This window comes from Micromonospora sp. NPDC049114, from assembly GCF_040648635.1.
GTDB lineage: Bacteria > Actinomycetota > Actinomycetes > Mycobacteriales > Micromonosporaceae > Micromonospora.
On record NZ_JBEZEA010000008.1, the window covers coordinates 13992 to 39373 of the forward strand.

The 25382-nt window shown below is 72.7% G+C and carries 29 protein-coding genes; 15 read left to right on the forward strand and 14 right to left on the reverse strand.

Features of this window, described 5'->3' with window-relative positions; all coding sequences use genetic code 11:
• Nucleotides 1-15: 15 nt before the first annotated feature.
• The 4 genes from AB0B39_RS22000 to AB0B39_RS22015 form a co-directional block, all read right to left on the reverse strand.
• Nucleotides 16-711: an alpha/beta hydrolase gene (locus AB0B39_RS22000; RefSeq protein ID WP_357575223.1), complete on the reverse strand. Its 696-nt coding sequence runs from the start codon at nucleotides 709-711 to the stop codon at nucleotides 16-18.
• Between the two features lie 39 nt (nucleotides 712-750).
• Complete coding sequence (locus tag AB0B39_RS22005; RefSeq protein ID WP_357575224.1) at nucleotides 751-1131, reverse strand: VOC family protein; 381 nt, start codon at nucleotides 1129-1131, stop codon at nucleotides 751-753.
• 191 nt (nucleotides 1132-1322) lie between these two features.
• The gene (locus tag AB0B39_RS22010; protein ID WP_357575225.1) at nucleotides 1323-2360 is read right to left on the reverse strand and encodes an L-dopachrome tautomerase-related protein; all 1038 of its coding nucleotides are present in this window, start codon (nucleotides 2358-2360) and stop codon (nucleotides 1323-1325) included.
• 118 nt (nucleotides 2361-2478) lie between these two features.
• Nucleotides 2479-2889, reverse strand: a complete 411-nt coding sequence (locus tag AB0B39_RS22015; protein ID WP_357489782.1) for an MmcQ/YjbR family DNA-binding protein — start codon at nucleotides 2887-2889, stop codon at nucleotides 2479-2481.
• A 145-nt stretch (nucleotides 2890-3034) separates the two neighbouring features.
• Between AB0B39_RS22015 and AB0B39_RS22020 the strand changes: the two genes are divergently transcribed.
• Nucleotides 3035-4837 carry an acyl-CoA dehydrogenase gene (locus tag AB0B39_RS22020; protein WP_357489784.1) on the forward strand — a complete coding sequence of 601 codons (1803 nt, stop codon included), beginning with the start codon at nucleotides 3035-3037 and terminating at the stop codon, nucleotides 4835-4837.
• Between the two features lie 12 nt (nucleotides 4838-4849).
• Here the strand turns inward: AB0B39_RS22020 and AB0B39_RS22025 are convergent, their stop codons facing one another.
• Nucleotides 4850-5026, reverse strand: coding sequence for a hypothetical protein (locus AB0B39_RS22025; protein ID WP_234583914.1), 177 nt, complete (start codon nucleotides 5024-5026; stop codon nucleotides 4850-4852).
• Between the two features lie 183 nt (nucleotides 5027-5209).
• Nucleotides 5210-5923 carry a spermidine synthase gene (locus tag AB0B39_RS22030; protein WP_234583913.1) on the reverse strand — a complete coding sequence of 238 codons (714 nt, stop codon included), beginning with the start codon at nucleotides 5921-5923 and terminating at the stop codon, nucleotides 5210-5212.
• A gap of 128 nt (nucleotides 5924-6051) precedes the next feature.
• Here AB0B39_RS22030 and eccB point away from each other — a divergent pair, with 128 nt between their 5' ends.
• Nucleotides 6052-7425 carry a type VII secretion protein EccB gene (eccB, locus tag AB0B39_RS22035; protein ID WP_357575226.1) on the forward strand — a complete coding sequence of 458 codons (1374 nt, stop codon included), beginning with the start codon at nucleotides 6052-6054 and terminating at the stop codon, nucleotides 7423-7425.
• Nucleotides 7426-7476: 51 nt separating this feature from the next.
• On the opposite strand, the gene AB0B39_RS22040 is transcribed toward eccB, so the two are convergent.
• From AB0B39_RS22040 to AB0B39_RS22055, 4 genes are all read right to left on the reverse strand, one after another.
• Entirely contained in the window at nucleotides 7477-8082 is a 606-nt protein-coding gene (locus tag AB0B39_RS22040; protein ID WP_357575227.1) for a class I SAM-dependent methyltransferase, read from the reverse strand.
• A 128-nt stretch (nucleotides 8083-8210) separates the two neighbouring features.
• Entirely contained in the window at nucleotides 8211-9077 is an 867-nt protein-coding gene (locus tag AB0B39_RS22045) for a carbohydrate ABC transporter permease (RefSeq protein WP_357575228.1), read from the reverse strand.
• A complete protein-coding gene (locus AB0B39_RS22050; RefSeq protein WP_357575229.1) occupies nucleotides 9077-10033 on the reverse strand; it encodes a sugar ABC transporter permease in 957 nt (318 codons plus the stop codon). The genes AB0B39_RS22045 and AB0B39_RS22050 overlap by 1 nt, the downstream gene beginning before the upstream one ends.
• Complete coding sequence (locus AB0B39_RS22055) at nucleotides 10030-11424, reverse strand: extracellular solute-binding protein (protein ID WP_234588161.1); 1395 nt, start codon at nucleotides 11422-11424, stop codon at nucleotides 10030-10032. The genes AB0B39_RS22050 and AB0B39_RS22055 overlap by 4 nt, the downstream gene beginning before the upstream one ends.
• A 115-nt stretch (nucleotides 11425-11539) precedes the next feature.
• On the opposite strand from AB0B39_RS22055, the gene AB0B39_RS22060 reads away from it, so the two are divergent.
• From AB0B39_RS22060 to AB0B39_RS22080, 5 genes are all read left to right on the forward strand, one after another.
• Nucleotides 11540-12577, forward strand: coding sequence for a zinc-binding alcohol dehydrogenase (locus AB0B39_RS22060; protein ID WP_357489796.1), 1038 nt, complete (start codon nucleotides 11540-11542; stop codon nucleotides 12575-12577).
• The gene (locus AB0B39_RS22065; RefSeq protein WP_234588163.1) at nucleotides 12578-13399 is read left to right on the forward strand and encodes a sugar phosphate isomerase/epimerase family protein; all 822 of its coding nucleotides are present in this window, start codon (nucleotides 12578-12580) and stop codon (nucleotides 13397-13399) included. It begins immediately after the preceding gene.
• A complete protein-coding gene (locus AB0B39_RS22070) occupies nucleotides 13396-14736 on the forward strand; it encodes a hypothetical protein (RefSeq protein WP_357575230.1) in 1341 nt (446 codons plus the stop codon). Before AB0B39_RS22065 ends, AB0B39_RS22070 begins: the two co-directional genes overlap by 4 nt.
• A 59-nt stretch (nucleotides 14737-14795) precedes the next feature.
• On the forward strand, nucleotides 14796-15194 hold the full coding sequence (locus AB0B39_RS22075; RefSeq protein ID WP_357575231.1) for an NUDIX domain-containing protein: 399 nt from the start codon (nucleotides 14796-14798) through the stop codon (nucleotides 15192-15194).
• A 107-nt stretch (nucleotides 15195-15301) separates the two neighbouring features.
• A complete protein-coding gene (locus AB0B39_RS22080; protein WP_357489802.1) occupies nucleotides 15302-15811 on the forward strand; it encodes a DUF2267 domain-containing protein in 510 nt (169 codons plus the stop codon).
• Nucleotides 15812-15836: 25 nt separating this feature from the next.
• Here AB0B39_RS22080 and AB0B39_RS22085 read toward each other — a convergent pair whose 3' ends face one another.
• Together AB0B39_RS22085 and AB0B39_RS22090 are read right to left on the reverse strand one after the other, a co-directional pair.
• Complete coding sequence (locus AB0B39_RS22085) at nucleotides 15837-17105, reverse strand: hypothetical protein (RefSeq protein ID WP_357575232.1); 1269 nt, start codon at nucleotides 17103-17105, stop codon at nucleotides 15837-15839.
• Nucleotides 17106-17155: 50 nt separating this feature from the next.
• The gene (locus AB0B39_RS22090) at nucleotides 17156-17671 is read right to left on the reverse strand and encodes an NUDIX domain-containing protein (protein ID WP_357575233.1); all 516 of its coding nucleotides are present in this window, start codon (nucleotides 17669-17671) and stop codon (nucleotides 17156-17158) included.
• Between the two features lie 64 nt (nucleotides 17672-17735).
• On the opposite strand from AB0B39_RS22090, the gene AB0B39_RS22095 reads away from it, so the two are divergent.
• Nucleotides 17736-18227 carry a type II toxin-antitoxin system PemK/MazF family toxin gene (locus tag AB0B39_RS22095; RefSeq protein WP_234588172.1) on the forward strand — a complete coding sequence of 164 codons (492 nt, stop codon included), beginning with the start codon at nucleotides 17736-17738 and terminating at the stop codon, nucleotides 18225-18227.
• Nucleotides 18228-18534: 307 nt separating this feature from the next.
• Here the strand turns inward: AB0B39_RS22095 and AB0B39_RS22100 are convergent, their stop codons facing one another.
• Nucleotides 18535-19185, reverse strand: coding sequence for an NAD(P)H-dependent oxidoreductase (locus tag AB0B39_RS22100; RefSeq protein ID WP_357489808.1), 651 nt, complete (start codon nucleotides 19183-19185; stop codon nucleotides 18535-18537).
• A gap of 160 nt (nucleotides 19186-19345) precedes the next feature.
• On the opposite strand from AB0B39_RS22100, the gene AB0B39_RS22105 reads away from it, so the two are divergent.
• The 3 genes from AB0B39_RS22105 (at nucleotide 19346) to rox (ending at nucleotide 21725) form a co-directional block, all read left to right on the forward strand.
• On the forward strand, nucleotides 19346-19690 hold the full coding sequence (locus AB0B39_RS22105; RefSeq protein WP_357489810.1) for a metalloregulator ArsR/SmtB family transcription factor: 345 nt from the start codon (nucleotides 19346-19348) through the stop codon (nucleotides 19688-19690).
• Nucleotides 19674-20147, forward strand: a complete 474-nt coding sequence (locus AB0B39_RS22110) for an SRPBCC family protein (RefSeq protein WP_357489812.1) — start codon at nucleotides 19674-19676, stop codon at nucleotides 20145-20147. Before AB0B39_RS22105 ends, AB0B39_RS22110 begins: the two co-directional genes overlap by 17 nt.
• Before the next feature lie 150 nt (nucleotides 20148-20297).
• Complete coding sequence (gene rox / locus AB0B39_RS22115; protein ID WP_357489814.1) at nucleotides 20298-21725, forward strand: rifampin monooxygenase; 1428 nt, start codon at nucleotides 20298-20300, stop codon at nucleotides 21723-21725.
• Nucleotides 21726-21753: 28 nt separating this feature from the next.
• On the opposite strand, the gene AB0B39_RS22120 is transcribed toward rox, so the two are convergent.
• On the reverse strand, nucleotides 21754-22404 hold the full coding sequence (locus AB0B39_RS22120) for a GGDEF domain-containing protein (protein WP_357489816.1): 651 nt from the start codon (nucleotides 22402-22404) through the stop codon (nucleotides 21754-21756).
• Between the two features lie 267 nt (nucleotides 22405-22671).
• On the opposite strand from AB0B39_RS22120, the gene AB0B39_RS22125 reads away from it, so the two are divergent.
• From AB0B39_RS22125 to AB0B39_RS22140, 4 genes are all read left to right on the forward strand, one after another.
• Nucleotides 22672-22911, forward strand: a complete 240-nt coding sequence (locus tag AB0B39_RS22125; protein ID WP_234588179.1) for a DUF397 domain-containing protein — start codon at nucleotides 22672-22674, stop codon at nucleotides 22909-22911.
• Between the two features lie 138 nt (nucleotides 22912-23049).
• Nucleotides 23050-23937, forward strand: coding sequence for a helix-turn-helix transcriptional regulator (locus AB0B39_RS22130; RefSeq protein ID WP_357489818.1), 888 nt, complete (start codon nucleotides 23050-23052; stop codon nucleotides 23935-23937).
• 128 nt (nucleotides 23938-24065) lie between these two features.
• Nucleotides 24066-25130 (forward strand): LacI family DNA-binding transcriptional regulator, encoded by a 1065-nt coding sequence (locus AB0B39_RS22135; protein WP_234588182.1) that lies wholly within the window; start codon nucleotides 24066-24068, stop codon nucleotides 25128-25130.
• Between the two features lie 2 nt (nucleotides 25131-25132).
• The gene (locus AB0B39_RS22140) at nucleotides 25133-25336 is read left to right on the forward strand and encodes a hypothetical protein (RefSeq protein ID WP_357575234.1); all 204 of its coding nucleotides are present in this window, start codon (nucleotides 25133-25135) and stop codon (nucleotides 25334-25336) included.
• Nucleotides 25337-25382: the final 46 nt, after the last annotated feature.

Below are 25382 nucleotides of genomic sequence, written 5' to 3' on the forward strand. Positions count from 1 at the left end.
GGCGCACGCGGAGAGTCAGCCGATCTGCTCCACCAGCAACCGGGCCAGCTCGTCGGGCTGCGAGAACATCGGCCAGTGGCCCGTCGCCATCGTGACCAGCCGCCACTGCTCGCTGGTCAGCAGCGCGGACACGGTGTCGTTGGGCTCCGGCCCGTCGAGCAGGCACTTGACGTACGTCGTCGGCAGCTCGCCCAGCGGGCGGGCCAGCACGGCCGGCTCGGTAAGCGTGGCGCCCGGGTGGGGGGTGCAGCCCTTGACCAGCCGCGCGATCTGCTCGTCGGTGAGCCCCTGACCGTCGAACTCGGCCACGTCGAGCGGCGGCCAGTCGCCGCCGTTGTCGGCGAGCACCGACTCGAACGCCGCCTGGCCCTGCCACCAGCCGGACGCGAACGACAGGCCGTCCACCGGCACCTCCGCGTCGACGTAGACCACCCGGGTCAACCGGTCGCCGATCCGCCCGGCTGCCTGACCGACCGGAATGCCCGAGTAGCTGTGCCCGACCAGCACCACGTCGCGCAGGTCGCGTCGCTCGATCTCGCCGACGATGTCCTGCACGTGGGTCTGCTGACCGGCGGGCACGCCCCGCCTCTCGGCGAGACCGGAGAGGGTCAGGGGACAGGCCCGGTGGCCGGCGGCCCGCAGCCCCGGCACCACCTCGTCCCACGCCCACGATCCCAGCCACGCGCCCGCCACCAACACCACATCCGCCATGGCCGGAACCCTAGCGCCGCCCTCCGACAGCCCGGCGCGTCACGACCAGGTTCGGGACTGGGCGTCGAACACCTCGGGTGGGCTCTCGACCGGCAGCACACAGAGCAGGTGCCCGCCGGGCGCCCGCAGAATCCGACACTCCAACCACTGCGACACCTCGGTGGCGCCCAGACCGACCAGTCGGGCGGTCTCCGCCGCCACGTCGTCGGTCTCGATGTCGAGGTGGTAGCGCGGCGCGTCGTCAACGGACTGGACGGCGGTGACCAGGCCCGGCAACGCCTCGTGCAGGCCGACGAACTGCGGCTCGGCCGGATGGGTCCGGGTGTCGACGCCGAGCGCCGCCGACCAGAACTCCGCCGCCCGCGCGGCCTCCGCCTCGGGCGCGTCGATCAGCAACGCGTACACACGGCTTCGATGCATGCGAGGCAGGATATCGAGGACTCCCGCCCACCGCAGGTCGCGCCGAGGCGAGCGGCGATCTGCGCCGGCAGCGGGTGACCGGCAGGTGGTCCGTCGCCGGCCGGCACCAGCTGCCGTACACAATGGATGGTTGAGGTCTGTGACGGCGACACGACGTGATCCGCACCGACCGCTTTTCAGGAATAACGCCATCAGGCGTGGTCGATCGGGGGCGGACCGGCGTCGACAGGCATCCGGTAGATCCGGACCGGATAGTCGACGGCCGCGTGGCCGCCATTGAGGCCGGCGGTCAGGTGCAGTTGGGCCGCCGGCAGCCAGAGGTGACCCTCGGCGTCGAGCCACATCGCGTCCACCCAGGCCAGGCGCGGGTCGGCGACGAGCGTACGGACGCTGCGGTCCGGCGCCAGGGCGAGCACGCGACGTCGTTCCACATCGCTGACGTAGATGGTGCCGAGCGCGTCGATGGCCGTCCCGCCGGTGCTGGGCGTGTCCCACCAGGGCTCGACCCGCCGGGCCAACTCCTCCGCGGACAGCGTCGGGTCGTCCAGCCAGCGGGTGCCGATCCGGGACATCCCACCCGAGGCCGGCTGGTAGTACAGCCACCGACCGTCCGGCGACACCTCCAGCTGGTCGGCGTTCAGGCACACCTCGGCGCCGCTGGGATCCCGCAGCGCCCGGCCGTCGGCGACCACGGGCCCGCCCACCGTGCTCGGGTGCCCGTCCAACACCCGTCGGCACCGACCCGAATCGAGGTCCAGCACGATGAGGGCGGGCATGCCGGCGTCGGTGAGGTACGCGGTGTCGCCGTGAAACCGGACGTCGTCGACGTAGCTGTGCGGGCGCACCGCGTCGTCGAGGTGGTAGACCCGATCTACCCGGTCGCTGGCCACGTCGACGGCGATCAGCCGCGCGCCGCCGGGCACCTGCTCACCGCCGAGCTGCCGGGACCCCGAATCGACGATCCACAGTCGGCCGTCCGGGCCCGCCCGCGACCCGTTGACGTGCACGAACGTCCCGTCCGGCGGTTGGTCCGGCTCGTTCCACGCGGCGTCCGGGTACGGGTTGCGGCCGCCGTCCGGCAGCGCCTCCGCCACCTGCACGCCCGGCCGGTCCGCCGCCGGGTAGCTCAGGAAGACCCGCCCCCGCAGGGTGGTCACACCTGTGCACACCCGGTCCTCGACGAGCACTGGCGTCAACCGAAGGTCCTCCTCGGTGCCAAGCCTGGACATCTGCCGCTCCTCACGCGACGGGCGGCGTCGCCGATTCCCGTCGATGACCCGCCACCGTTGGCGCGGTATCCCCGTGCCGGCCCCGGCGAAACGCCGAGACGGCGGGCGGCGGGCGCGTTCAGCCGGGCCCGTCGACAAGTGCGGCGAGCCGTTTGGGCGCCTGCACGCGGTAGCTCTCGGTGAGCAGCTCGCCCACCTCGTCCCAGTCGGTGTCCGCGTCCAGGATCATGCCCAGCACGTTCGGGCTCCAGTCCGGCTTGTAGAAGGGGTGCCCGACGCTCAGGAGACCGGCGATCTCGTCGAGCGGTGATCGGAAGACCAACAGGCAGGCCGGCCGGTCGAGCGTGGCGGCGCGCGCGTGCGCCCCCTGACGGTCGGGGTCGACGGTGAGCACGTGGGCGAAGGTGCGCCGGCGGATCCGCCAACGTGTGCCCACCCAGGCCGGCTCCTCGTAGGTCTCCGGCAACCCGCGACAGATCGGGCGTAGCCGGTCGAGAACCTCGGGGTCGACGTCTCCGGGTGCGGTCACGGGCAGGGACGCTAGCCGACGGGTACGACAATGACGCCCGCCGACGGGCGGCGGTGGTGTGCTCCCGGTGGATCGGTCAGGATGGGTCGGGGCGACGCCGGGCCGCCGCCCCCGCCCGACAGACCCGAGCCCGCCGAGGAGTTCCGTGCCGTCCACCCTGCTGTCCCGCCGTGACCTGGACTTCCTGCTGCACGACTGGTTGCGGGTGTCGCAGCTCGTCGAGCGCCCTCGCTACGCCGAGCACTCCCGGGAGACCTTTGACGACGCGCTGGACCTCGCCGAGCGGGTGGCCACCGAGCAGTTCGCCCCGCACAACCGGGCCGCCGACCTTGCCGAACCGACGTTCGACGGGCAGCGGGTGCGGCTGATTCCGCAGGTGCGCGCGGCGTTGGACAGCTTCGCCGAGACGGGTCTGCTCACCGCCGGGCTGGACGCCTCGGTCGGCGGTCTGCAACTGCCGCAGGCCGTCGCCGCCGCCTGCTTCGCCTGGTTCCAGGCGGCCAACGTGGCCACCTCGGCGTACCCGATGCTGACCCTGGGCAACGCGAAGCTGCTGTTGGCGCACGGCAGCGCCGAGCAGGTCGACACGTACGTCCGACCCATGCTGGAGGGCCGGTTCTTCGGCACCATGTGCCTGTCCGAGCCGCACGCGGGCAGCTCGCTGGCCGACATCACCACCCGGGCCGAGCCGCAGCCGGACGGGACGTACCGGCTCTACGGCACCAAGATGTGGATCTCCGGCGGTGACCATGAGCTGGCCGAGAACATCGTCCACCTGGTGCTGGCGCGGATTCCCGGCGGGCCGCCCGGGGTGAAGGGCATCTCGCTGTTCATCGTGCCCAAGGTGCTCGTCGAGCCGGACGGGTCGCTCGGCGACCGCAACGACGTGGTGCTCGCCGGGCTCAACCACAAGATGGGCTTCCGGGGGACCACCAACACCCTGCTCAGCTTCGGCGACGGCGGCCACACCCCGGCCGGTCGCCCGGGCGCCGTCGGCCACCTGGTCGGCATGCCGCACCAGGGGCTCGCCCAGATGTTCCACATGATGAACGGGGCCCGGATCGGTGTCGGCGCCGGTGCCATGGCGCTGGGCTACACCGGCTATCTCAAGAGCCTGGCGTACGCCCGCGAGCGGCCGCAGGGCCGGCCGGTCGACGCGAAGGACCCCGCGGCCCCGCAGGTGCCGATCATCGACCACCCGGACGTACGGCGGATGCTGCTGGCGCAGAAGAGCTACGTCGAGGGTGCCCTGGCCCTGGTGCTCTACTGCGCCCGGCTGCTCGACGAGGAGCAGACCGCCCCGCAGCAGACCGACCGCGAGCGGTCGCACCTGCTGCTGGACGTGCTCACCCCGATCACCAAGAGCTGGCCCTCGCAGTGGTGCCTGGCCGCCAACGACCTGGCGATCCAGGTACTCGGCGGCGCCGGCTACACGCGCGATCACGACATCGAGCAGCACTACCGGGACAACCGGCTCAACCCGATCCACGAGGGCACCCACGGCATCCAGGCGCTTGACCTGTTGGGGCGCAAGATGACCATGCGCGACGGCGCGGGTCTGCTCCTGCTGACCGAGACCATCGGCGACACCGTCGGCCGGGGCCGCCGGGCCGGGGGAGAGGCGGCCGAACTGGCCGACCGGCTGGCCGGCGCGGTGGACCGGATCGTCGCGGTCACCCGGCGGCTCTGGTCCGGCGGTGACCCGGTGCTGGCCCTGGCCAACGCCAGCGTCTACCTGGAGGCGGTCGGGCACGTGGTGATCGCCTGGATGTGGCTGGAGCAGGTGCTGGCGCTGCCGCCCCGGGAGGACGGCGACGCCTTCCACGCCGGCAAGTGGCAGGCGGCCCGCTACTTCTTCACGGCCGAGCTGCCCCGGACGGGCCCGCAGTTCGACCTGCTGGACAGCCTCGACCGGACCACGCTCGACATGCGCGCGGACTGGTTCTGAGCCGCGCCGGCGTCACCGTCGGCGGGTCTGGTGGTGCATGGCCTGCCGTCCCTTGACCACGCCCAGGATGATCACGATCACCAGCGCGATCAGGCCGATGATGATCAGCCAGCGGACCGCCTCGAGGAGCAGCCCGAGCAGAATCAGCACGCCGGCGACCACACCGACGACCCAGAGCAGGGCACGCATCGCGACCTCCAGTAACCCGGCCGCGGCGCGAGATGCGGCGACCCCGGGGCCACCTTCCCGATCCCGCCCACCTGAAACGCCATCCCGCCGTGGACGCGCCGCGCGACACCGCGCTGGGCGAGCGTGATCGTGACCGGTGGTCGTCCGTGACAGGCTCGCTGACCGGTGAGCGGCGGGCGGGATTCAGCGGTGGGCGACGTAGACCGTGTTGGCGGACTGGCCGCCGGTCAGCGGGTTGGCGAACGGCACGACATGCGCCCGCGCGGTCGCGAACACCTCCGTGAGCGCTGCGATGAACTCGTCGTCCGGCGGGTCGTCCGACCACAGCGCGAAGACGCCCTCCGGGCGCAGCAGCGCGGCGAGTCGGCGCAGCCCGTCCGGCGTGTAGAAGGGGGCGTGGCTCGGGTGCAGGACGTTGCGCGGCGAGTGGTCGACGTCGAGCAGAACCGCGTCGAAGAGACGCCCGGGTTCCTCGGCGTCGAACCCGTCGTCGCCGGCCACCGCGGCGAAGAAGTCGGCTCGCGCGAACCGGGTCCGGGGGTCCTCGGCGAGACCGGCCGCGAACGGCAGCAGCCCTCGCCGGTGCCAGTCGATGACGTCCTCGATGGCCTCCACCACGAGCAGTGCACGCACCCGCGGGTCGGCCAGCGCGGTGCACGCGGTGTAGCCCAGCCCGAGGCCGCCGACCACCACGTCGAGGGCGTCGCCGGTGAGTTCGGCCAGGCCCAGTCGGGCCAGCTCGATCTCGGCGACGGGGAAGAGGCTGGACATCAGGTACTCGTCGTCGAGCTTGACCTCGTACACCTCGACCTGCAGCGCCGGATCGCGGCGCCGCCGCAGGCTGATCGCGCCGATCGGGGTCTCCCGCCAGGCCAGCTCCTCGAAACGCGCGCCCACGGGTGCCCTCTCGCCGCCGGATTCGTCCCCGGATGGTACCGGTCGGGGCCGGGACGGCCACGCAGGGTCCACGGGACATCGACGCAGCGCATATCCTGTGGCCCGGTCGAACCAGCGGAAGGGACCTCATGCCGTCGCGGCAGGATCAGCTGCACTCCTACCAGTTCAGCGTCCAGCGGGCGGTCGCCGCACTGGTGATGCGGGAGACCGACCCCGCCCAGTCACCGTTTCGGCGGCTGGCGGGCGCGGGCCTGGCCAGCGTCCTCGTCGCGGCGATCGGGCTCGGGGGTTCGGCGCTCTACGGCCTGTTCGCTGGCGGTGGCAAGGGCTGGCGCGACCCCGGCGCGGTGATCGTGGAGAAGGAGTCCGGCGCCCGGTTCGTCTACCGGGAGCAGAAGCTGCACCCGGTGCTCAACTACGCGTCGGCGTTGCTGATCGTCGGCGCGGACTCCTCGAAGACCGTGCTGGTCTCCCGACGCTCGATCGACGACGTGCCGCGCGGTCTGCCCCTGGGCATCGCCGACGCACCGGACTCGCTGCCCGCCCCCGGCCGGCTGGCGACCTCGGCGTGGACGGTCTGCTCGACGGCCGGCAGCGAGGACCCCCGCTCGGCGCTGCTGATCGGCACCGACCCCGACGGCGGTCGGCCGCTGGGCGACGACGCGCTGCTGCTGCGCCATCCCGACGGCGGCCTGCACCTCGTGTGGCACCAGCGCCGGTATCTGGTCCGCGATCCCAACCGGGTGCTGGCCGCGCTGGCGACCACCCGGACGCGCGCGGTGCCGGTCGCGCCCGCCCTGCTCAACGCGCTTCCCGCAGGCGTCGATCTGGCCCCGCTGGCGCTGCCCGGCGAGGGCCGACCCTCCACCCGCGTGCCGGGCGCCACGATCGGTCAGGTCTATCTGGTGCGCAACTCCGGCGGCGGCCGGCAGTACGCGGTGGCGCTCGACGACGGGCTGGCCGGGATCACCGAGTTGCAGGCCGGGCTGCTGCTGGCCCGCACCGGGCAGGGGGAGTCCGAACCGATGACGCTGGGCCGGTTCGCCGCCCTGCCCACGCTGCCCGATCTCGCGCCGAGCGGCCCGACCGCGCCGCCGCCCGTGCCGCCCCGGCTCGCCAGCTCCGACGACGCGGCGATCTGCGCCCGGGTCGGTGACGACGGCGGCACGGGCGAGGTGCTGCGGGGCGTACGGCTGCCGGACCTGGCGGCCGTCCCGCGGACCGCGCCGGGCGGCGGCGCGGCGCTGGCCGACCACGTGGTGGTGCAGCCGGGTGGCGGGGCGGTGGTCGAGGCCGCGGCGGCGCCCGGCGCGTCCGGAGGCGCGGTGTCCGTGGTCACCGACCTGGGCCGGCGGTACGTGCTGGCCGACCGGGAGGTGCTGGCGATGCTCGGCTACCGCGACGTGCGGCCGGTGCGGCTGCCCGCCGGCCTGGTCAGCCTCGTGCCGGCCGGCGCGACCCTGGACCCGGCCGCGGCCCGGGCCGTCGCCGCCCCGTCCTGATGCCCGTGGTGGTGTCGCCCGGGCGGCGGGCGGCGGCCCGCCGGTCGGGCGTCAGGTGGCCGGACGGCGCAGGATGCTGACCGCGAACGGCGCGTCGTCGCGCCACGGCCGCAGGTCCCAGGTGGCGAAGCGGTGCTCCAGGCGCAGCCCGGCGGCTATCGCGTCGGCGTCGAACGCGGTCAGCGGGTAGCCGCGTTCGGTGCCGAAGCCGACCGCCAGCACGCCGTCGGGGCGCAGGTGCCCGGTGAGTCGGCGCAGCACCTCCGGCTCGGTGCCGGCGGCGACGAAGGCGAGGACGTTGCCGGCGAGGACGGCCGCGTCGAACGGCTCCGCCTCGCCGAGCGCCGGCAGGTCCAGTTCGGCGAGGTCGGCGACCAGCCAGTGGGGGCCGGGGTGGTCGGCGCGGGCGGCCTCCACCAGTGCGGGGTCGGCGTCGACCCCGACCACTGTGTGCCCGCGCTGGGAAAGGGCCGCGCCGACCCGGCCGGTGCCGCTGCCGGCGTCGAGGATCCGCGAGCCGGGGGCGACGAGCGTGTCGACAAGTCGGGCCTCGCCGGCCAGGTCCGCTCCCTCGGCGGCGAGCTTGCGGAACCGGTCGATGTACCACTGTGAGTGCTCTGGACCGGTGTCGGTCGCCCAGCGGGTCGGGTTGGCCATACGGCCACCGTAACCGGGCCGGTCGGGGCGCGATGGGCCGGTCCGGCAGGCGCCCCGATCGGTGGCAGCTCAGCGGCGACGGGGTCGGCGTGCCGGGTCGCTGGGCTGCCACCGATCAGGGAAACACCTCAGCCCTTCTCCGCGCCGCTGGTCAGGCCCTCGGTGAGCAGCCGTTCACTGGCGAAGAAGAGGATCACGATGGGCAGGGTGAGGACGACCGATCCGGCCATCAGCACCGTCTTGGGCACCTCCACGCCGTCGGAGAGCAGGGACAGCCCGAGCGACACGGTCCACCGGTCCGGTTTGTCGACCAGGAAGAGCAGGGCGAACAGGAACTCGTTCCAGGCGATCATGAAGTCGTAGAGTGCGACCGCCATGATCGATGGCGCGGCGAGGGGCAGGCTGACCCGGCGGATGATGCCGAGTCGGCCGGCGCCGTCGATGGCCGCCGACTCCTCCAGGCTGACCGGGATGGTCTCGAAGTAGTTCTTCAACATGTAGACCGACACCGGCAGCGTCTGCGAGATGTAGACCAGCACCAGGCCCAACAGCGAGCCACGCAGCCCGGCGAGGCTGAAGACCACGAACAGCGGGATCGCGATGACTATCGACGGGAACAGGTAGACGGCCAGGAACAGGAAGTCGACCTGGCGCCGGCCGAAGAACCGGAGCCGGGCCACCGCGTACGCGCCGGGGATCGCGACGAGCAGCGTGAGCACTGTCGCGGCGACCGAGACGATGCCGCTGTTGCGGATGAAGGTGAGGAATCCCTGACCGCCGTCGTCGGTGGCCTTGAGCACCTCGGCGTACGTGGCGACGGTCAACTCGCCGAAGCCGACGACCAGCGAGCCCGGGTCGAGCAGCAGCCGCTCGATGGGGCGTACCGAGAGCACGAGCATGTAGTAGAAGGGAAAGACGGTGACGACCAGGAACGCGGCGATCACCAGGCGGCGCAGCCAGCGCAGGCTCACCGTCTCGACCAGGTCCCGGTCCATCAGCTGACCCTCCGTCCGAAGAAGCGCAGATAGATCAGCACGAACACGATGAGCACCACGGCCAGCACGACCGCCTGCGCGGCCGCCGCGCCGACGTCGGTACGGGCGGTGAGGAACTCGTACACCCGGACGCTGACCACCTCGGTGCCGGCGGCCCCGCCGGTGAGCAGGTAGACGTCGTCGAACTTGTTGAACGTCATGATGAAGCGCAGCACCCCCAGCAGGGCGATCACCGGCAGCAGCTGCGGCAGCAGGATGTGCCGGAACCGCTGAGTGGGCGTGGCCCCGTCGACGCGGGCGGCCTCCTCCAGCTCACCGGGCACCGCCTGGAGCCGGGCCAGCAGGAACAGGAACGCGAACGGGAAGTAGCGCCACGCCTCGAACACGATGACCGTGGCCAGGGCTGTCGACTCCTGGGTGAGGAAGGGCACGGGCGCGTCCCAGCCCAGCAGGCGCTGACCCCAGTGGTTGACGATGCCGAGCTGCGGGTCGAGCATCACCTGCCAGACGAAGGTGACCGCGACCACCGGCGCCACGTACGGCAGCAGCATGGAGGCCCGCACCAGCGTGCGGCCCCGGAACGGGCGGCGTACCACCAGGGCGGCGACCAGGCCGAGCGCGATCGACCCGACGGTGCCGCCGACGCTGTAGAGCAGCGTGACCCACAGCGTGTCGGCGAAGCCGGGGGTGTGCAGCACCCGGTCGATGTTGTCCATGGTGAACTCGCCGAAGAGCCCGGTCTTGCGCAGGGTGGCGAGCCGGACCCGCTGAAAGGCGAGCACGACGGTCCAGATGATCGGGATGCCGATGACCGCGATGGTGACGAGCAGGGTCGGCGCGACAAGCGCCAGCCCGGCACGGGACTCGCGGCGGCGAAGCGTCAGTGGTCGGCGGCGGGGCCGATCCGGCCGCTCCCTGGTGGGGGAGCGGCCGGTGTCGGGGGCGGTGGTGGTCAATTGACGCCCGCCTTGATCGCTTCGACGTCCTTCTTGGCCCGGCCGGCGGCGGCCGCCGCGTCGGTCTTGCCGGAGGTGAGGTCGCCCAGCACCTTGGGCACCGGCAGCTCGCCGAGCATGGCGCCGACCAGCTTGCCCTGCCCCTGGCTGAGCCCCCAGCGCCCGAAGGTGTCCGGGCTGCTGCGCAGGGTGGCCAGCACCTCGTCGCCGTACACGTCGGAGAGGGGCTTCTTGGCGTCCACGCCGGCCTGGCTGGTGTTCCAGGCGGTGAGGAACGCCTCCGGCTCGGCAGTGGTGCCCTTGCGCACCGGGAACCGGCCCTCGGGGGACATGCCGAACCAGCGCGGGTAGCCGTCGCCGAGCATGTACTCCACGAAGGACTTCGCCGGGTCGGTCACCGCGCCGTCGAGCACGGCCCACGAGCTGATCTCGCCGTACTGCGCGGGCTCGGTGCCGTTGGGGCCCTTGATCGCGGTGACGAACCCGCTGTTCTTGGCCAGGAACGACGGGTCGGCCTGGCACTGCGGGCAGGTCGGCTTGGCGTCGTTACGCAGCCCGGCCAGCTCGTCGAGGATGAACGGCGACCAGATCACCATGGCGGCCTTGCCCGCGAAGTAGGTGGCCCGCGTGGTGTCCACGTCCTGTGCGCCCTTCACGGAGCTGGTGCGGATCAGGTCGCCGTAGAAGCGGAACGCCTCGACGCACTGCGGCGAGTCGAGCGTCACCGCGCCGGAGTCGTCGGTGAGCTGGCAGCCGTTGGCCAGGGCCAGGTGCTCGAAGGTCTGCTGGGTGAACACGTCGCTGGGCGAGGTCGCCGCGGTGATGCCGGCGACGCCGCCGGTGTTCAGCTTCGCCGCGGCGGTGGTGATCCGTTCGTACGTGTCGGGGGCGGGCAGGCCGGCGGCGGCGAACAGGTCCTTGCGGTAGACGAGCAGCTGCCCCCACCCGTCGCTGGGCACGGAGAGCTGCTTGCCGTCGTCGGAGGTCAGCTCCAACGCCCGGGGGGAGAACGTCTGCCGGCCCAGCTTGTCGACGACCTCCGCGTTCGCCGAGGCGTGCAGCAGCTCGTTGCCGGCGAGCGTACGGATGCCGGCCAGGGAGACCGAGCCGACCACGTCGGGCAGGTCGCCGGCGGCGGCGTTGGCGGCGATCAGGGACGGGAACTGGTCCTCGTTGACGGTCACGAGGTCGACCTGGATCCCGGTCTTCGCGGTGAAGTCCGCGATGATCGCCTTGGTGGCGGTGACGCGGTCGGCGACGTCTTCCAGACTCCAAACGGTGATCTTTTTGCTGTTGCTGTCGGATCCGTCATCTCCGCAGGCCAGCAGGGTGGACGCGGTCAGTGCCATGATCAGGGTGGTGGCGAGTATCCGCCTCGGAGGTGCTGACATCGGTGGCACTCCTCTCGAAGGGTACATACGGGATTCAACACCTTCGATAGATCAATGACAAGACATATAGCGATTTTTTGCTATCCTGGAACCCAGTGCTACCGGGATGTGACACATGGGCAACTGGGTGGTCTCTCTCGCCGGGCCTCGACGGATCAGCCTCGAGCCCTGCCCGCCGGATCCGCTCGGCCCGGGCCAGGTCCGGGTCCGCACCTGCTACTCGGGCATCTCCGCCGGCACCGAGCTGACCCTCTACCGGGGCAGCAATCCCCGGCTCAGCAAGGACTGGGACGACGCCGCCCGCATGTTCGTCCCCCGCCAGACCCCCGTGCCGTACCCGCTGATCGGCTTCGGCTACGAGGAGGTCGGCGAGGTCGTCGAGGTGGCGCCCGAGGTCGTCGACAGGCACCCGGGGCAGCTCGTGTGGGGCATCTGGGGGCACCGGGCCGAGGCGGTGCTCGCCGCCGACGCGGTCCGGCCGCTCCCCGCCGACCTGGACCCGCTCGCGGCTGTCTTCGCCCGGCCGGGCGCGATCGCACTGACCGCCGTGCTCGCCGGTGACCTGCACCTGGGCGACTGGGTCGGCGTCTTCGGGCAGGGCGTCATCGGGCTGCTCGCCACCCGGCTCGCCGTGCTCTCCGGCGCCCGGGTGGTCGCCGTCGACCAAGTGCCCGGCCGGCTGGCGTACGCCAGCCGCTACGGCGCGCGGTCCACAGTGGACGTCGCGACCCGGTCGGCCGCCGCCGTGCTCCGCGAGGCCACCGGCGGCCGGGGCGCGGACGTCTGCCTGGAGCTGTCCGGGGCGTACCCGGCGCTGCACGAGGCGATCCGCTCCACCGCACACGCCGGCCGGGTCGTGGCCGCCGGCTTCTACCAGGGCCAGGCCGACGCGCTCGGCCTCGGCGAGGAGTTCCACCACAACCGCATCCAGTTGGTGGCCGCCCAGGTCTCCGGGCCCACCCCCGCGCCGAGCATGGCCGGCCGGTGGACCGGAGACCGGGTCGCGCAGACCTTCATGGACCTGGTGGCTGAGCGCAGCGTCGACCCGTTGCCGCTGGTCAGCCACATCGTCGACGCCAGCGCGGTCGCCGACGCCCTCGCGCTGCTCGACCGCGGCGCCGGTGACGTCCTCCAAGTGGTGTTGAGGTTCTAGATGACCACCATCGCGCTTGCCTGCCAGGAACAACTCCTGCCGGGCACCAACCTGATCCAGAAGTACGCCCTCGCCACCGCCCTGGGCTACCAGGGCATCGAGCTACGCGCACGCGGTGACCTCGCGTTCGCCGCTCGACTGCCCGAGCTGCGCCGGGCCCGCGCCGCCGGGGTGGTGATGCCCACCGTCTGCGTCGAGATGGACCATTTCATCGGCGACTTCGACAGCGCCCGGTCCGCCGACGCCGTGCGCAACCTGCGCTCCCAGCTCTCGGTCATCGCCGAGCTGGGCGGCGTCGGGGCGATGACCCCGGCCGCGTGGGGCATGTTCTCCCGACGGCTGCCGCCGTTCGAGCCGCCGCGCCCACCGGCCGGCGACCGCCAGGTGCTCCTCGACGCCCTCGGCGAGCTGGGCGAACACGCCCGCGCCGAGGGGGTCACGCTCTTCCTCGAACCCCTCAACCGGTACGAGGACCACATGGTCAACCGGCTCGACGAGGCGGTCGCCCTCTGCGCCGCGCTCGGACTGCCCTCGGTGCGGGTGGTCGCCGACACCTTCCACATGAACATCGAGGAGGACGACGTGCACCGGGCGCTGCGCGCCGCCGCGCCGTACCTCGGGCACGTGCAGGTCAGCGACTCCAACAGGTACCAGCCGGGCGCCGGGCACCTGGACTGGCCGGCCCTCGTGCGGACCCTGCTGGAGCTGGACTACCGGGGGTGGCTGGCTCTGGAGTGCCGGCTGCGCGGCGACCCGGTCCGGGCCCTGCAACAGGCCGCCGCGGTGCTGCGGCACGCACTGCCCCGGCGGGCCGCCGCATGAGCGCCGGTGCCGTCCCCACCCGTACCGGCGGGCCGGCCGGCCTGGCCGGGCTGCGGCGGCTCGCCGTCGCCACCCTCGACGCCAACTGGGAGCACGACCACACCGTCCCGTCGCGCACGCTCTACCCGCACCAGTGGAGCTGGGACTCCGCGTTCATCGCGGTCGGCCTGGCCCACGTGCGTCCCGAGCGGGCCTGGCAGGAGCTGACGAGCCTGTTCCGGGCGCAGTGGGCGGACGGGCGGGTGCCGCACATCGTGTTCAACCCGGCGCTGCGTGTCGGCGCGTACTTTCCCGGGCCGGAGCTGTGGCGCTCGTCCGACGTCGAGGGCTCGCCCACGGTGGACACCTCCGGCCTGGTCCAGCCGCCGGTACACGCGCTCGCCGCGCTGCTGGCGTACCGGCGGGCACCCGATCCGGCCGGGCTGGCCGCGCTGCGCCGGCTCTACCCGGCGCTGGTCGCCCAGCAGCGGTACCTGGCGACGCGGCGGGACGTCGCCGGCGACGGGCTGGTGTGCGTCGTACACCCGTGGGAGTCCGGTCTGGACAACAGCCCCGCCTGGGACGAGCCGATGGCCGCGGTCGACGCGGACGCGGCCGTCATGCGCGCGTACCGCAGGCACGACACCGCGCACGCCGACGCCGCGCACCGCCCCACGGACCTGGACTACGCGCGTTACCTGGCGATCGTCGCGGCCTACCGCGACCACGGCTACGCCGACCGCGACCTGGCCGACGGCCATCCGTTCCTGGTGGAGTGCCCGCTGTTCAACGCGGCGTTCGGGGCCGCCGAGCACGCGCTGGCCGAGATCGCCGCGCTGACCGGCGCGGACCCGGCCCCGCACCGGGTCCGTGCGGACCGCGTCACCGAGGCGCTGGTACGCCGGCTGTACGACCCGGGCACCGGCACCTTCCAGCCCCGCGACCTGCGCACCGATCGGCTCGTCGGCGCGCGGACCGTGCTCGGGCTCACGCCGCTGATCCTGCCCGGCCTGCCCGCCCGGCAGGTCGACGCGCTGGTCGTCGAGGCCCGGTCACCGCGTTTCGGGGTGGCCCGGTGGATGGACCGGCCGCTGCCCACCTACGACCGCACTGCGCCCGACTTCGAACCGTTGCGCTACTGGCGCGGGCCGAGCTGGCTGAACATCGGCTGGCTGGTGCGGCGCGGCCTGCTGACCCACGGGCACCCGGAGCTGGCGGCCGGCCTGCGCCGCTCGATGATCGACCTGGTCGCCGGGGCCGGCTGCCACGAGTACTTCCACCCCGACACGGGCGCCGGGCTGGGCTCACCGGCGTTCGGCTGGACCGCCGCGCTGCTGCTCGACCTGCTGGCCGATTGACTGTCTCGCGGCCGGCGCCGGGTGGTAGCGTGCCCGCTCTCAGCGGGGCGGGAGGCGGCGTGCGCGAGATCGACAAGGTGGCCTGGACCCTCATCGAGGACGGCCGGGTGCTGAGCACCCGTTCGCAGGGCAAGGACGTGTGGTACCTGCCCGGGGGCAAGCGCGAGCCGGGGGAGAGCGACCTGGAGACCCTGCGCCGGGAGATCGACGAGGAGTTGAGCGTCGAGGTCGACGTGCGAAGCGCCGTGCACCTGGGCACGTTCAGCGCGCAGGCGCACGGGCACGCGACCGGGATCACCGTGCGGATGACCTGCTACCGGGCCGGCTACCGGGGGCGGCTGCAGCCGGCCAGTGAGATCGCCGAGATGGCCTGGCTCGGGTACGCCGACCGGCACCGCACCTCCCCGGTCGACCAGCTCATCTTCGATCACCTGCTGGCGGCGGACCTGCTGCGCTGACGGCTGCTCGGGCGCGCTGGTCGGCTGCGCTGGTTGCTGCGCTGGTTTGCTGCGCTGTCGTGCCGTCGGCGTCGTTTGGCGTCGGCGGCCCGGGGTAAGCGCGCGGCGTGACCGACAGCGCGGGCGGCGACGGGTTTCCGCACTTCATCGACGCGGTGTCCCGCCGGTCCGGCCTGCCGACCGAGCAGGCCGCGGCGCTCGCCCGCGCGGTGCTCCAGACGATGGCCGAGCGAGTCACGGGCGGCCCGCCGGACGAGCTCACCGGTCACCTTCCGGACGAGGTCGACGGCTACCTGGACGACGCGCCGCCGAGCCCGCCCGGTGGCGTTGACGGACTCGACACCGGTGTGGGCCTCGACGTCGGTGGGGCTGACGTCGGTGGGCCTGTCGCGCCGCCGCCGGTGGACGCCGGCCCGGCGGAGTTCCTGCGCCGGGTGGGCCAGCGCGCCGGGGTGGACCCGGCCACGGCACGGGCCGGCACCGGAGCGGTCTTCGCGACCCTGCGGGAGGCGGTGACCGTACGGGAGTTCCGGGAGATGGTCGCGCGACTGCCCCGCGACGACCACGGCGGTACCGCGACCGATCCGCCCATCGTGCCCGACCCGTCCACCCGCTGACCGTCGCCGGGAACCGCGCCGGTGCCTAGACGTCGGCGTCGGGCAGGTCCTCGGGCTCGCTGATCCACGCCGAGAAGACCGGCACTCCGTGCCACGGCCCGGTGGCGCCGTCGGCAGTGGTGTCGGTGGCGACGGCCACCACTGCGTACGGGTGGCCGAAGCGCAGCTCGGCGGTGCGGGCGACGCCCTCCGGCGGCAGGCTGACCGTCCCGAACATGCCGGTCACCGCCGCCGCCTCGAAGCCGTACCGGCCGTACCGCGCCATCGCCACCTGCCGCGCCTCGAAGCCCTGCACCGGTTGGGCGAGCGCCCCGGCCAGCGCCGCCGTCGCCGCCGGGAAACCCAGGTGCTCGGCGGTCAGGTCGTGCTCGCTGCGGGCCGACCAGCAGGGGAGCACCGCCCGGTGTCGTTCCTCGCGGCCGTCGCGGGCGCGGGTCCGGACCCGCTCCTCCCGCAGCGTCCACAGCGCGGTGTCGCCCAGCGGCAGGTCGAACAGCGAGCGCCGTCCCGGCGGTTGCGCGCCGCCGGCCGCGCCGGCACTGAGGTCGTACGCGGCGGCGAGCACATCGGTCGCCGGCACGTGCGGTGCGGCGGCCACGGAGAGCACCACCAGCCCCGCGCCGTCGGTCGCCTGGGCCCGGGCGGCGTGCACGATCACGTCACCGGCCCGATCGGTCGTGACGATGGCCCCCTGGTGCCCGTGGTCCGGGCTGCGCAGCGCTCGCCGTAGGTCCCGCGCCCAGGCGCTGGCCGGGCCGAGCGCACGCGCGTCGGTGACCTCGAACGGCTGCGCCCAGGAGATCCGGGTGGCCAGCGCGCTGGCCAGGGCGAAGACGACGTCCGGGTGGACCTTCAGGGGGAACGTCTCGATCAGGCCGAGGGTGTGCTCGCGTGCCCACGCGTCCAACCCGGCCTGGTCGGGCAGCGTGCCGACCTCGGTCGCCGCCGGCAGCGCCGCCCGCCACCCGGCCGGCTCGTCGGTGCGCCGGCCCGCTCGGAGCCAGAGTGCGGTGGCCGACGCGACAAGTGGATGCGGCGCATCCAGCAGCGCGCGGGCCACGGTGGCCGCGCTGGCCAGGTCGGTGCCCAGCGCCGCCGCGAGCCCCTCGGCCCCCGAGCCGGAGTTGCCCGCCCTCTCGGAGTCGCCCGCCGGTTCGGAGCCGGCCGTCGCCGCCGCGCTGAGGGCGAGCAGCAGCCAGGCCCCGAGCGGGGAGGCGACGTGATGCCGGTCGCCGATCGTGGCGTGCAGCCGCCCGGCGTACGCGGAGAGCGGCGCGTGCAGGTCCGTCGTCATGTACCCACTCTGCCCGTCGCATCCGCGTCCGGCATCTTCGCCGGCCCCGCTCACGACCACAGCTCGAACGGTTCGTCGATCTGCTCGCCGGCCAGGAAGGCCGTGATCAGCCGGGGGAGCTGGCCGGGATAGAACCGTTCCCCGCTGGCCACCACCTCCGGCAGCGGCCACCACCGGAAGCCGAAGTAGTCCTCCCGCTCGTAGTCGAGCCGGTACGCCTCGTCCACGTCCGGCCCGGGCCCGTTCAGCCGTACCGCGACGATCAGCTCGTCCTGGACGTGCCGCAGTTGGCGGTGCAGGAAACTCGCCCGTCGTCGCCAGGTCGGTGCGCCAACCTGGTCGGCGGTGATGACGATGCCGGTCTCCTCGCGCAGCTCCCGCACGGCCGTGTCCCGGTACGTCTCACCGGGGTCCATGCCGCCGCCGGGCAGCTCCCACCACGTGCCCAGCCGGGGATGGTCCGGGTCGCGGGTGTGAAACAGCAGCACCCGGTCGGCGTCGTCGCGAACGACCACGCGCACCGCGCGCCGCTCGAGGATCGGCAGGTCGTCGGGCAGTTCGTCCATCGGGCCAGTCTGCCGCAGTGCGCCGACGCCGGCCGGCCGCGCCGGGGCCGGTAGGCTGCCCGCCGTGGCTGGTCTCTTGAGGAACGTGGCGCAACGCATCTCCCGGGTGGGCGCGGCAATCCCGTCGCCCCGGCGTACCGGGCCGGCTCCCGCGCGGGTGGCCCGCCCTCGCCAGGTGAGCGCGTTGCAGCGTCGGGAGCTGACCTACGCGCCCGAGCGGGACGGCCAGGCCGACCCCGGCGAGATCGTCTGGACCTGGGTGCCGTACGAGGACGACCCCCGCCAGGGCAAGGACCGCCCGGTGCTGGTGGTCGGACGGCACAGCCGGACGCTGTTCGGGCTGATGCTGTCGAGCCAGAGCGAGCGGGACGGTCAGCGGCACTGGTTCGCGCTCGGTCCCGGCGAGTGGGACCGCGACAAGCGGCCGAGCTGGGTCCGGCTGGACCGCGTGCTCACCATGCGTGAGGACAGCATCCGCCGCGAGGGCGCCGTGCTGGACCGGCCCCGGTTCGACCGGGTCGGGCAGGCGCTGCGCGCCGGCTACGGCTGGCGCTGACCGAAACCCCGTTGGCGCACTGTCGCAGCGCGCCCTGTCGAGGTTCCTTCGGGCCCTGTCGAGCTGCCCCACCGGTGGGGCAGTGTGCGGGGTCTGGAGCGTGCCCAGCGGTGGGGCAGCGTGCGGATCTGGAGCGTGCCCGGCGGTGGGGCGGTGTGCGGATCTGGAGCGCGCCCGTGCCCCACACGTAGGGCAGCTCGACAGGTGACGTGGAAACCGTACGCCACGGCTCGTTGAGCCCCGGGCGCCCGGCCGACCACGGCCTCGATGCGGGCGGTGCTCGTCGGCGTTGTGAAGCGCGCGGCGGTCAGACGGGCTCGCGGCTCGGGCCCACCGCGGCGCCCTGCGCCTCCGGCGGCGGGTACGGCTGCTCGGCGAGCAGCCGGGCCAGGTGCGCGCTGTTGAGCGCGAGGGCCTTGGTGGTGCGGCCGGTGGTGTCCGGCTTGGGGCCGGCGTCGCGGTAGTCCACCTTGTGCAGTGCCTCGCCGACCCAGTAGGTAGCGCCGGCCGCCGCGATGGTGAAGCCGACCTCGCTGAGCGCGCACTGGACTTCGCCGATGCTGTGGTGCGCGCCGTCCTCGTTGCCGACGACCGCGACGCCGGCCACCTTGCCGTAGGTGAGCAGCCGTCCCTCGTCGTCGGTCTCGGACAGTTCGGCGTCCAGACGTTCGAGGACCATCTTGGTGACGCTGGCGGGCTGGCCCAGCCAGATCGGCGTGGCGATGATGAGAATCTGGGCCGCGAGCAGCTTGGCGCGGATCGCGGGCCAGCCGTCGCCGTGGCCCTCGTCCGTCGACACCCCGAAGCGCACGTCGTGGTCGACCACCCGCACGATCTCGCCGTCCACGCCCTGGCGGGCGAGTTCGGCCAGCACCTCGCGACCCAACTGGTCGGAGCTGGACGGGGTTGGCGACGGCTTGAGCGTGCAGTTGAGGACGATGGCGCGAATGCTCACCACGACGGGTTCCTCTCGGCGACGGGACGGCCGGCTTCCCCATACCCGGTCTCCGGGGCGACTCACCAGGGCGACGCCGCGTCCTCTTCTGATCGGGTTGACAGACGACCGTTGAGCTGTAGATTCAACCCATCGGTTAATCATCTAGGTGGTTGAAAGCGACATGACAGCAGATCCGGTCAGCGCCGTGTTCGCCGCGCTCGCCGACCCGACCCGCCGCGCCATCCTGGCCCGGCTGGCGACCGGCGAGGCGACGGTGAACGAACTGGCGGAGCCGTTCCCGATCAGCCTCCAGGCGGTCTCCAAGCACCTCACCGTGCTGGAGCGTGCCGGGCTGATCGTGCGGACCCGCGAGGCGCAGTGGCGGCGGTGCCGGCTCGACCCGGCACCGCTGCGCACCCTCGCCGAGTGGGTCGACCAGTACCGCCGGCTCTGGGACGAGCGCCACGACGCCCTGGACGACTACCTACGCGACCTGAAGGAGACCAGCCGTGACCGAAACCCGTGACCTGACGATCGACATGTCCTCCGACCGGGACATCACGATGACCCGGTCCTTCGACGCTCCGCGCGACCTCGTCTTCGCCGCGCACACCCAGGCCGAACACCTCAGGCACTGGTGGGGCCGGGGCAACCCGCTGGACGTCGAGATCGACTTCCGCGAGGGCGGCCGCTACCGCTTCGTCGAGCACGCTCCCGACGGCAACGCGTACGCCTTCCGGGGCGAGTTCCGGGAGATCGTCGAGCCGGAGCGGATCGTGCAGACGTTCGAGTTCGAGGGCATGCCCGGTCAGGTGGCGGTGGAGACGCTGGTCTTCACCGAGCAGGACGGCCGCACGGTCCTCACCGGCACCACCCGGTTCGACACCACCGAACAGCGCGACGGCATGGCCGGGTCCGGGATGGCGCAGGGGGCCGCCGAGTCGTACGCCGCCCTGCAGCGCCACCTGTCCACAATGCGCTGACGGGTAGGCGCGAGGAGAAACAGAAATGGCAGGGACGTCGCGCTCCCTGCCACCTCCAACTTATATCGCACCCGGGGTCTTGCGGCAAGACCCGGGTGATGCCGCAGAATCTCCACCCGAAGCCCAAACGTGGGAAAATCGGGGGATCTCGTGATCGATGTGATCATTGCCGGCGGCGGGCCGACCGGTCTGATGCTGGCCAGCGAGTTGCGACTGCACGGTGTGCGCGTGGTCGTGGTGGAGAAGGACGCCGAACCGACCCGCTACGTCCGTTCGCTGGGTCTGCACGCGCGCAGCATCGAGGTGATGGACCAGCGCGGGCTGCTGGAGCGCTTCCTCGCCCTGGGCACGCGGCATCCGCTCGGTGGCTACTTCGCCGCGATTCCCAAGCCGTCGCCGGGTGGTCTCGACAGTGCCCACGCGTACGTCCTCGGTATTCCGCAGACCACCACCGACCGGCTGCTGGCGGAGCACGCCGTCGAGGTCGGCGTCGAGGTCCGCCGCGGCAGCGAACTGGTCGGCCTGAGTCAGGACGACGACGGGGTGACGGCGGAGCTGGCCGACGGTACGCCGCTGCGGTCCCGCTATCTCGTCGGCTGCGACGGCGGCCGGAGCACGGTCCGTCGGCTGCTCGGTGTCGGCTTTCCCGGTGAACCCAGCCGGGTCGATTCGCTGCTCGGCGAGATGGAGGTGGGCGTACCGGCGCAGACGGTGGCCGAGGTGGTGGCCGAGGTCCGCAAGACCCACCTGCGGTTCGGTCTCGGGCCGCTCGGGGACGGCGTGTACCGGGTTCTCGTGCCCGCCGCCGAGGTTGCCGCGGACCGCTCCGTCCCGCCGACGATCGAGGAGTTCCAACAGCAACTGCGGGCGTACGCGGGCACCGACTTCGGCGTGCACTCGCCACGCTGGCTCTCCCGCTTCGGCGACGCCACCCGGTTGGCCGAGCGCTACCGGGTCGGCCGGGTGCTGCTGGCCGGAGACGCGGCGCACATCCACCCACCGACCGGCGGGCAGGGGCTCAACCTCGGCATCCAGGACGCGGTCAACCTCGGCTGGAAGCTGGCCGCCGAGATCAACGGCTGGGCGCCCGACGGGCTGCTGGACAGCTACCACGCCGAGCGGCACCCGGTGGCCGCCGACGTGCTCGTCAACACCCGCGCGCAGATGTTCCTGCTGTCCCCCGAGCCGGGGCCGCAGGCGGTCCGCCACCTGCTGTCGGAGCTGATGGACTTCGAGGACGTCAACCGGTACCTGATCGAGAAGGTCACCGGCCTGGGGGTGCGCTACGACTTCGGCGAGGGCCACGAGCTGGTCGGTCGGCACCTGCGGGACGTACCGCTGAAGCGGGGACGGCTCTACGAGCTGCTGCACGGCGGTCGCGGGCTGCTGCTCGATCAGACCGGCCGGCTCTCGGTCGACGGGTGGGCCGACCGGGTCGACCACGTCGTCGACGTCAGCGCGGAACTGGACGTACCCGCGGTGCTGTTGCGGCCGGACGGCCACGTGGCCTGGGCCGGTGACGATCAGGCCGACCTGGTCGCTCAGCTGCCCCGGTGGTTCGGCGGACCCGCCGTCTGAGGCGGACCCGCCGCCTGAGGCCGTCCTGTCACCACTCCGCGAGGCGGGCGCTGTCGACGAGCTGGCGGGGCGCCCGCGGGCCGGAGAGGCTCTTCGCCTGGTACATGGCCGCGTCGGCGCGGCTGAGCGCATCGGTGAGCTGGGCCGGACCGGTCACCGGGGCGAGCCCGACCGAGGCGGTGACGCGGACGCTGCACCCGTTGAGCCGGATGGGCGCGGCGACGGTCTCGCTGAGGCGGCGGGTGGCGTGCTCGATCCAGCGCCGGTCGACAGTCGGGCTGGCGAGCAGGCCCGCGAACTCGTCGCCGCCGAGGCGGGCGACGAGGTTGTCCCCGGCGAAACCGGCCAGCCGTTCGGCCACGCTGATCAGCACCTGGTCGCCGGCGGCGTGCCCGTACCGGTCGTTGATCTGCTTGAAGTCGTCGAGGTCGAGCACGATGGCGATCAGCGGCTGGCCGTCGGCGTTGGTGAGCAGCGCGGCCGCGAGGCGGTAGAAGGCGCGTCGGTTGGGCAGCCCGGTGAGCGGGTCGTGGCTGGCGGCGTGCCGTTCGGCGGCCAACTCGGCCTGGAGGTGCCCGATCTCGGCCTCGGCCCGCAGGGCCCGACGGCGCATTTGCCAGGAGGAGAGCAGGGCTCCCGCCGCACAGATGCCGGAGGCGACGCTCATCGGATCCGGCACGAGACCTCCCATCGCCGCGACCGCCTCCAGCCGTCGGTCTGCGCGGCGCGGTGCCGCGTCGGGGCCAGTTTTCCCTGGTGGTTGCCCCAGTCGGGGTAACGCAAAGTGAACGGATAAGCACCGATCACGTGCGTTATCATGCTCGCCGTCCGGTGCAGATGCAATAGCAGATGCACGTGCATAACGATCCACTGTCGATACCGCACCCTCGCCGTCACCGCTCCTCCCACGGGCACCGGCGGGCTCGTGAGCAGAAAGACGCCTCTCATGCAACAGCCACCCAATGGCGTTCCGATTACTCAGTTGCCCCCGCTGAGCTGGCAGAAGAGCCGCCGCAGCAACCCCAGCGGCAACTGTGTCGAACTCGCTGAACTGCCCGGGGGAGCCGGCATCGCCGTCCGCAACTCGCGCCATCCGGAGGGGCCGGCACTGATCTACACAGTGGACGAGATCGCCGCGTTCGTGCTCGGCGCACGCGACGGCGACTTCGATCACCTGATCAACTGACCGGTCGCCGAAGGCCGTCCCGGGGACGGGACTGAATCGCCGGTACGGAGGAGTTCACCTCACTGTCGGTCCATGGCATGCTTACACGTCGGCCGGGCTGGGTGCCCGGCCGCGTGGTCGGTATCCGGAGGTCCGCACGTGACGATGGTTCCCGCCGAGGGCGGTCCGACAACCGGGCCAACCGTGCTGCGCATGCTGCTCGGCGCCCAACTGCGCCGCCTGAGGGAATCCAGCGGAGTGACCCGGGAGGGCGCCGGGTGGGAGATCCGCTCCTCTGAGTCGAAGATCAGTCGGATGGAGCTGGGTCGGGTCGGCTTCAAGGAGCGCGACGTGTCCGACCTGCTGACCCTCTACGGCGTCAGCGACGAGGGCGAGCGCGAGGCGCTGCTGAAGCTCGCCCGGGACGCCAACAGCCCCGGCTGGTGGCACCGCTACGGCGACGTGCTGCCCAGTTGGTTCCAGTCGTACCTGGGCCTGGAGGCGGCGGCTGCGCTGATCCGCAGCTACGAGGTGCAGTTCGTCCCCGGCCTGTTGCAGACCCGGGAGTACGCGCGGGCGGTGGTGCTGCTCGGGCACGGGGCGGCCGGCGTCGCCGAGATCGATCGCCGCGTGGAGTTGCGGATGCAGCGCCAGCAACTGCTCCACCGGGACAAGCCGCCGCAGCTCTGGGCCGTGGTGGACGAGGCGGCGCTGCGCCGTCCGATCGGCGGCGCCGAGGTGATGCGTGAGCAGCTCGTCGCGCTCATCGAGGCCACCAAGTCGCCCACCATCCGCCTCCAGGTCATTCCGTTCGCCGCCGGTGGCCACGCGGCCGCCGGTGGCGCGTTCACCATCCTGCGCTTCGGTGACCAGGAGCTGCCGGACATCGTCTACATCGAACAGCTCACCAGCGCCATCTACCTCGACAAGCGCGACGACCTCGACTATTACGCAGTGGCCATGGAGCGGCTGTGCGTCGAGGCCGAGCCGCCGGAGCGTACGCCGGAGATCCTCGGTCGACTGCTGGAGGAGCTCTACCCGCAGTGAGCGCCCGCCCGGGGCGGCAGTCGCATCCGGGGTGGCCCTGCGGGTTCGCAGGTTCGTATTGACCGTCGCCAACTCGTCGGGTTAGTCTCTGTATCGATTCAGACTGAATCGATACAGAGAGGTGCCGGGTGAAGCCAACACTGCAAGCCGTCGCGGACGCCGTAGGTGTCTCCCGCAGCACCGTGTCCAACGCCTACAGCCGTCCCGACCAGCTCTCCACGGCGCTGCGCGAGCGGATCCTCGACGCCGCCCGTCAACTGGGCTACCCCGGGCCCAACCCCACCGCCCGCTCCCTGCGCCGCGGCTTCGTCGGCTCCATCGGGGTCCTGTTCACGTCGCAGCTGTCGTACGCCTTCACCGACCCCTTCGCGATCAGCTTCCTCACCGGGGTGAGTGGCGCCGCCGAGCGACACGGCACGAGCATGCTGCTGGTGCCGCTCCCACCCGCGCAGACCGACGCCCGCCGCGCGGTGGAGAACGCCGCAGTCGACGGCTTCTGCGTCTACTGCGTCGCCGACGAGGAGTGGGCGTTGGACGTGATCCGGGCGCGTGGACTGCCGTACGTCAGCACGGCCCCCCGCGACGACGCCGGCGCGGACGAGCGGTACGTCGGCATCGACGAGCGGGCCGCGGCGCGCAGCGTCGCCGCGCACGTGGCCGGCCTCGGTCACCGCCGGGTGGCCCTGCTCGCCGACGCCGTGCTGCCCGACGCGCCCGCCGGCCCCGTCACCCTGTCCGGTGCGCACGAGGCGTGGCACCCGACCACCCGCGGCCGGCTCGCCGGCTTCGCCGACGCGTTCGCCGAGGTCGGCGTCGACTGGGCGGAACTGACGCTGGTCAACGCCCTCGGCAACAGCCGCCAGGCCGCGGCCGCCGCCGTCGCCGGCCTGTTCGACGGGCCCGTGCCACCGACCGCCGTGCTGGCCGGTTCCGACATCCTCGCCCTCGGTGTGCTCGACGCGCTGGCCCAGCGGCCGGGCGGCACCAACCCGCCGGTCTCGGTGACCGGCTTCGACGACATTCCGGAGGCCGCGTCGGCCGGCCTCACCACCGTCCGGCAGCCGGCCGAGGAGAAGGGCCGGATCGCCGCCGAACTGCTGCTCGACCCACCCGCGGACGCCGCAGCCGGTCACGTGCTGCTGCCCACCGCACTCGTCGTCCGGGCCTCCACCGGACCTGTCCCGAGGAGTTGACCATGGAATTCCCGACCGGCTACGTCACCGCTCTCGACGCGATGAACCGACACGTCAACTCGGCCCGACCGGACGCCCCGGTCCAGGCCGAACGGCAGCGCCGGCCGCTGCTCGCCCCGACCCGACAGGTGACCGCCGTCGCCCTGCGCCGGCTCGCCGACCGGATCCAGCCCCGACCGATGCCCACGGTGACCCGCTGCTCCTGACCCATTTCGGCACAGGCGGGACGAACGGTGCCGGGTCGGGCACGCA

Excerpts from the sequence above, each read along its gene's own strand:
- AB0B39_RS22000 (WP_357575223.1), bottom strand. The coding sequence starts at position 711 with ATGGCGGATGTGGTGTTGGTGGCGGGCGCGTGGCTGGGATCGTGGGCG.
- AB0B39_RS22005 (WP_357575224.1), bottom strand. The coding sequence starts at position 1,131 with ATGCATCGAAGCCGTGTGTACGCGTTGCTGATCGACGCGCCCGAGGCG.
- AB0B39_RS22010 (WP_357575225.1), bottom strand. The coding sequence starts at position 2,360 with ATGTCCAGGCTTGGCACCGAGGAGGACCTTCGGTTGACGCCAGTGCTC.
- AB0B39_RS22025 (WP_234583914.1), bottom strand. The coding sequence starts at position 5,026 with ATGCGTGCCCTGCTCTGGGTCGTCGGTGTGGTCGCCGGCGTGCTGATT.
- eccB (WP_357575226.1), top strand. The coding sequence starts at position 6,052 with ATGCCGTCGCGGCAGGATCAGCTGCACTCCTACCAGTTCAGCGTCCAG.
- AB0B39_RS22040 (WP_357575227.1), bottom strand. The coding sequence starts at position 8,082 with ATGGCCAACCCGACCCGCTGGGCGACCGACACCGGTCCAGAGCACTCA.
- AB0B39_RS22045 (WP_357575228.1), bottom strand. The coding sequence starts at position 9,077 with ATGGACCGGGACCTGGTCGAGACGGTGAGCCTGCGCTGGCTGCGCCGC.
- AB0B39_RS22055 (WP_234588161.1), bottom strand. The coding sequence starts at position 11,424 with ATGTCAGCACCTCCGAGGCGGATACTCGCCACCACCCTGATCATGGCA.
- AB0B39_RS22060 (WP_357489796.1), top strand. The coding sequence starts at position 11,540 with ATGGGCAACTGGGTGGTCTCTCTCGCCGGGCCTCGACGGATCAGCCTC.
- AB0B39_RS22065 (WP_234588163.1), top strand. The coding sequence starts at position 12,578 with ATGACCACCATCGCGCTTGCCTGCCAGGAACAACTCCTGCCGGGCACC.
- AB0B39_RS22070 (WP_357575230.1), top strand. The coding sequence starts at position 13,396 with ATGAGCGCCGGTGCCGTCCCCACCCGTACCGGCGGGCCGGCCGGCCTG.
- AB0B39_RS22085 (WP_357575232.1), bottom strand. The coding sequence starts at position 17,105 with ATGACGACGGACCTGCACGCGCCGCTCTCCGCGTACGCCGGGCGGCTG.
- AB0B39_RS22090 (WP_357575233.1), bottom strand. The coding sequence starts at position 17,671 with ATGGACGAACTGCCCGACGACCTGCCGATCCTCGAGCGGCGCGCGGTG.
- AB0B39_RS22105 (WP_357489810.1), top strand. The coding sequence starts at position 19,346 with ATGACAGCAGATCCGGTCAGCGCCGTGTTCGCCGCGCTCGCCGACCCG.
- AB0B39_RS22125 (WP_234588179.1), top strand. The coding sequence starts at position 22,672 with ATGCAACAGCCACCCAATGGCGTTCCGATTACTCAGTTGCCCCCGCTG.
- AB0B39_RS22140 (WP_357575234.1), top strand. The coding sequence starts at position 25,133 with ATGGAATTCCCGACCGGCTACGTCACCGCTCTCGACGCGATGAACCGA.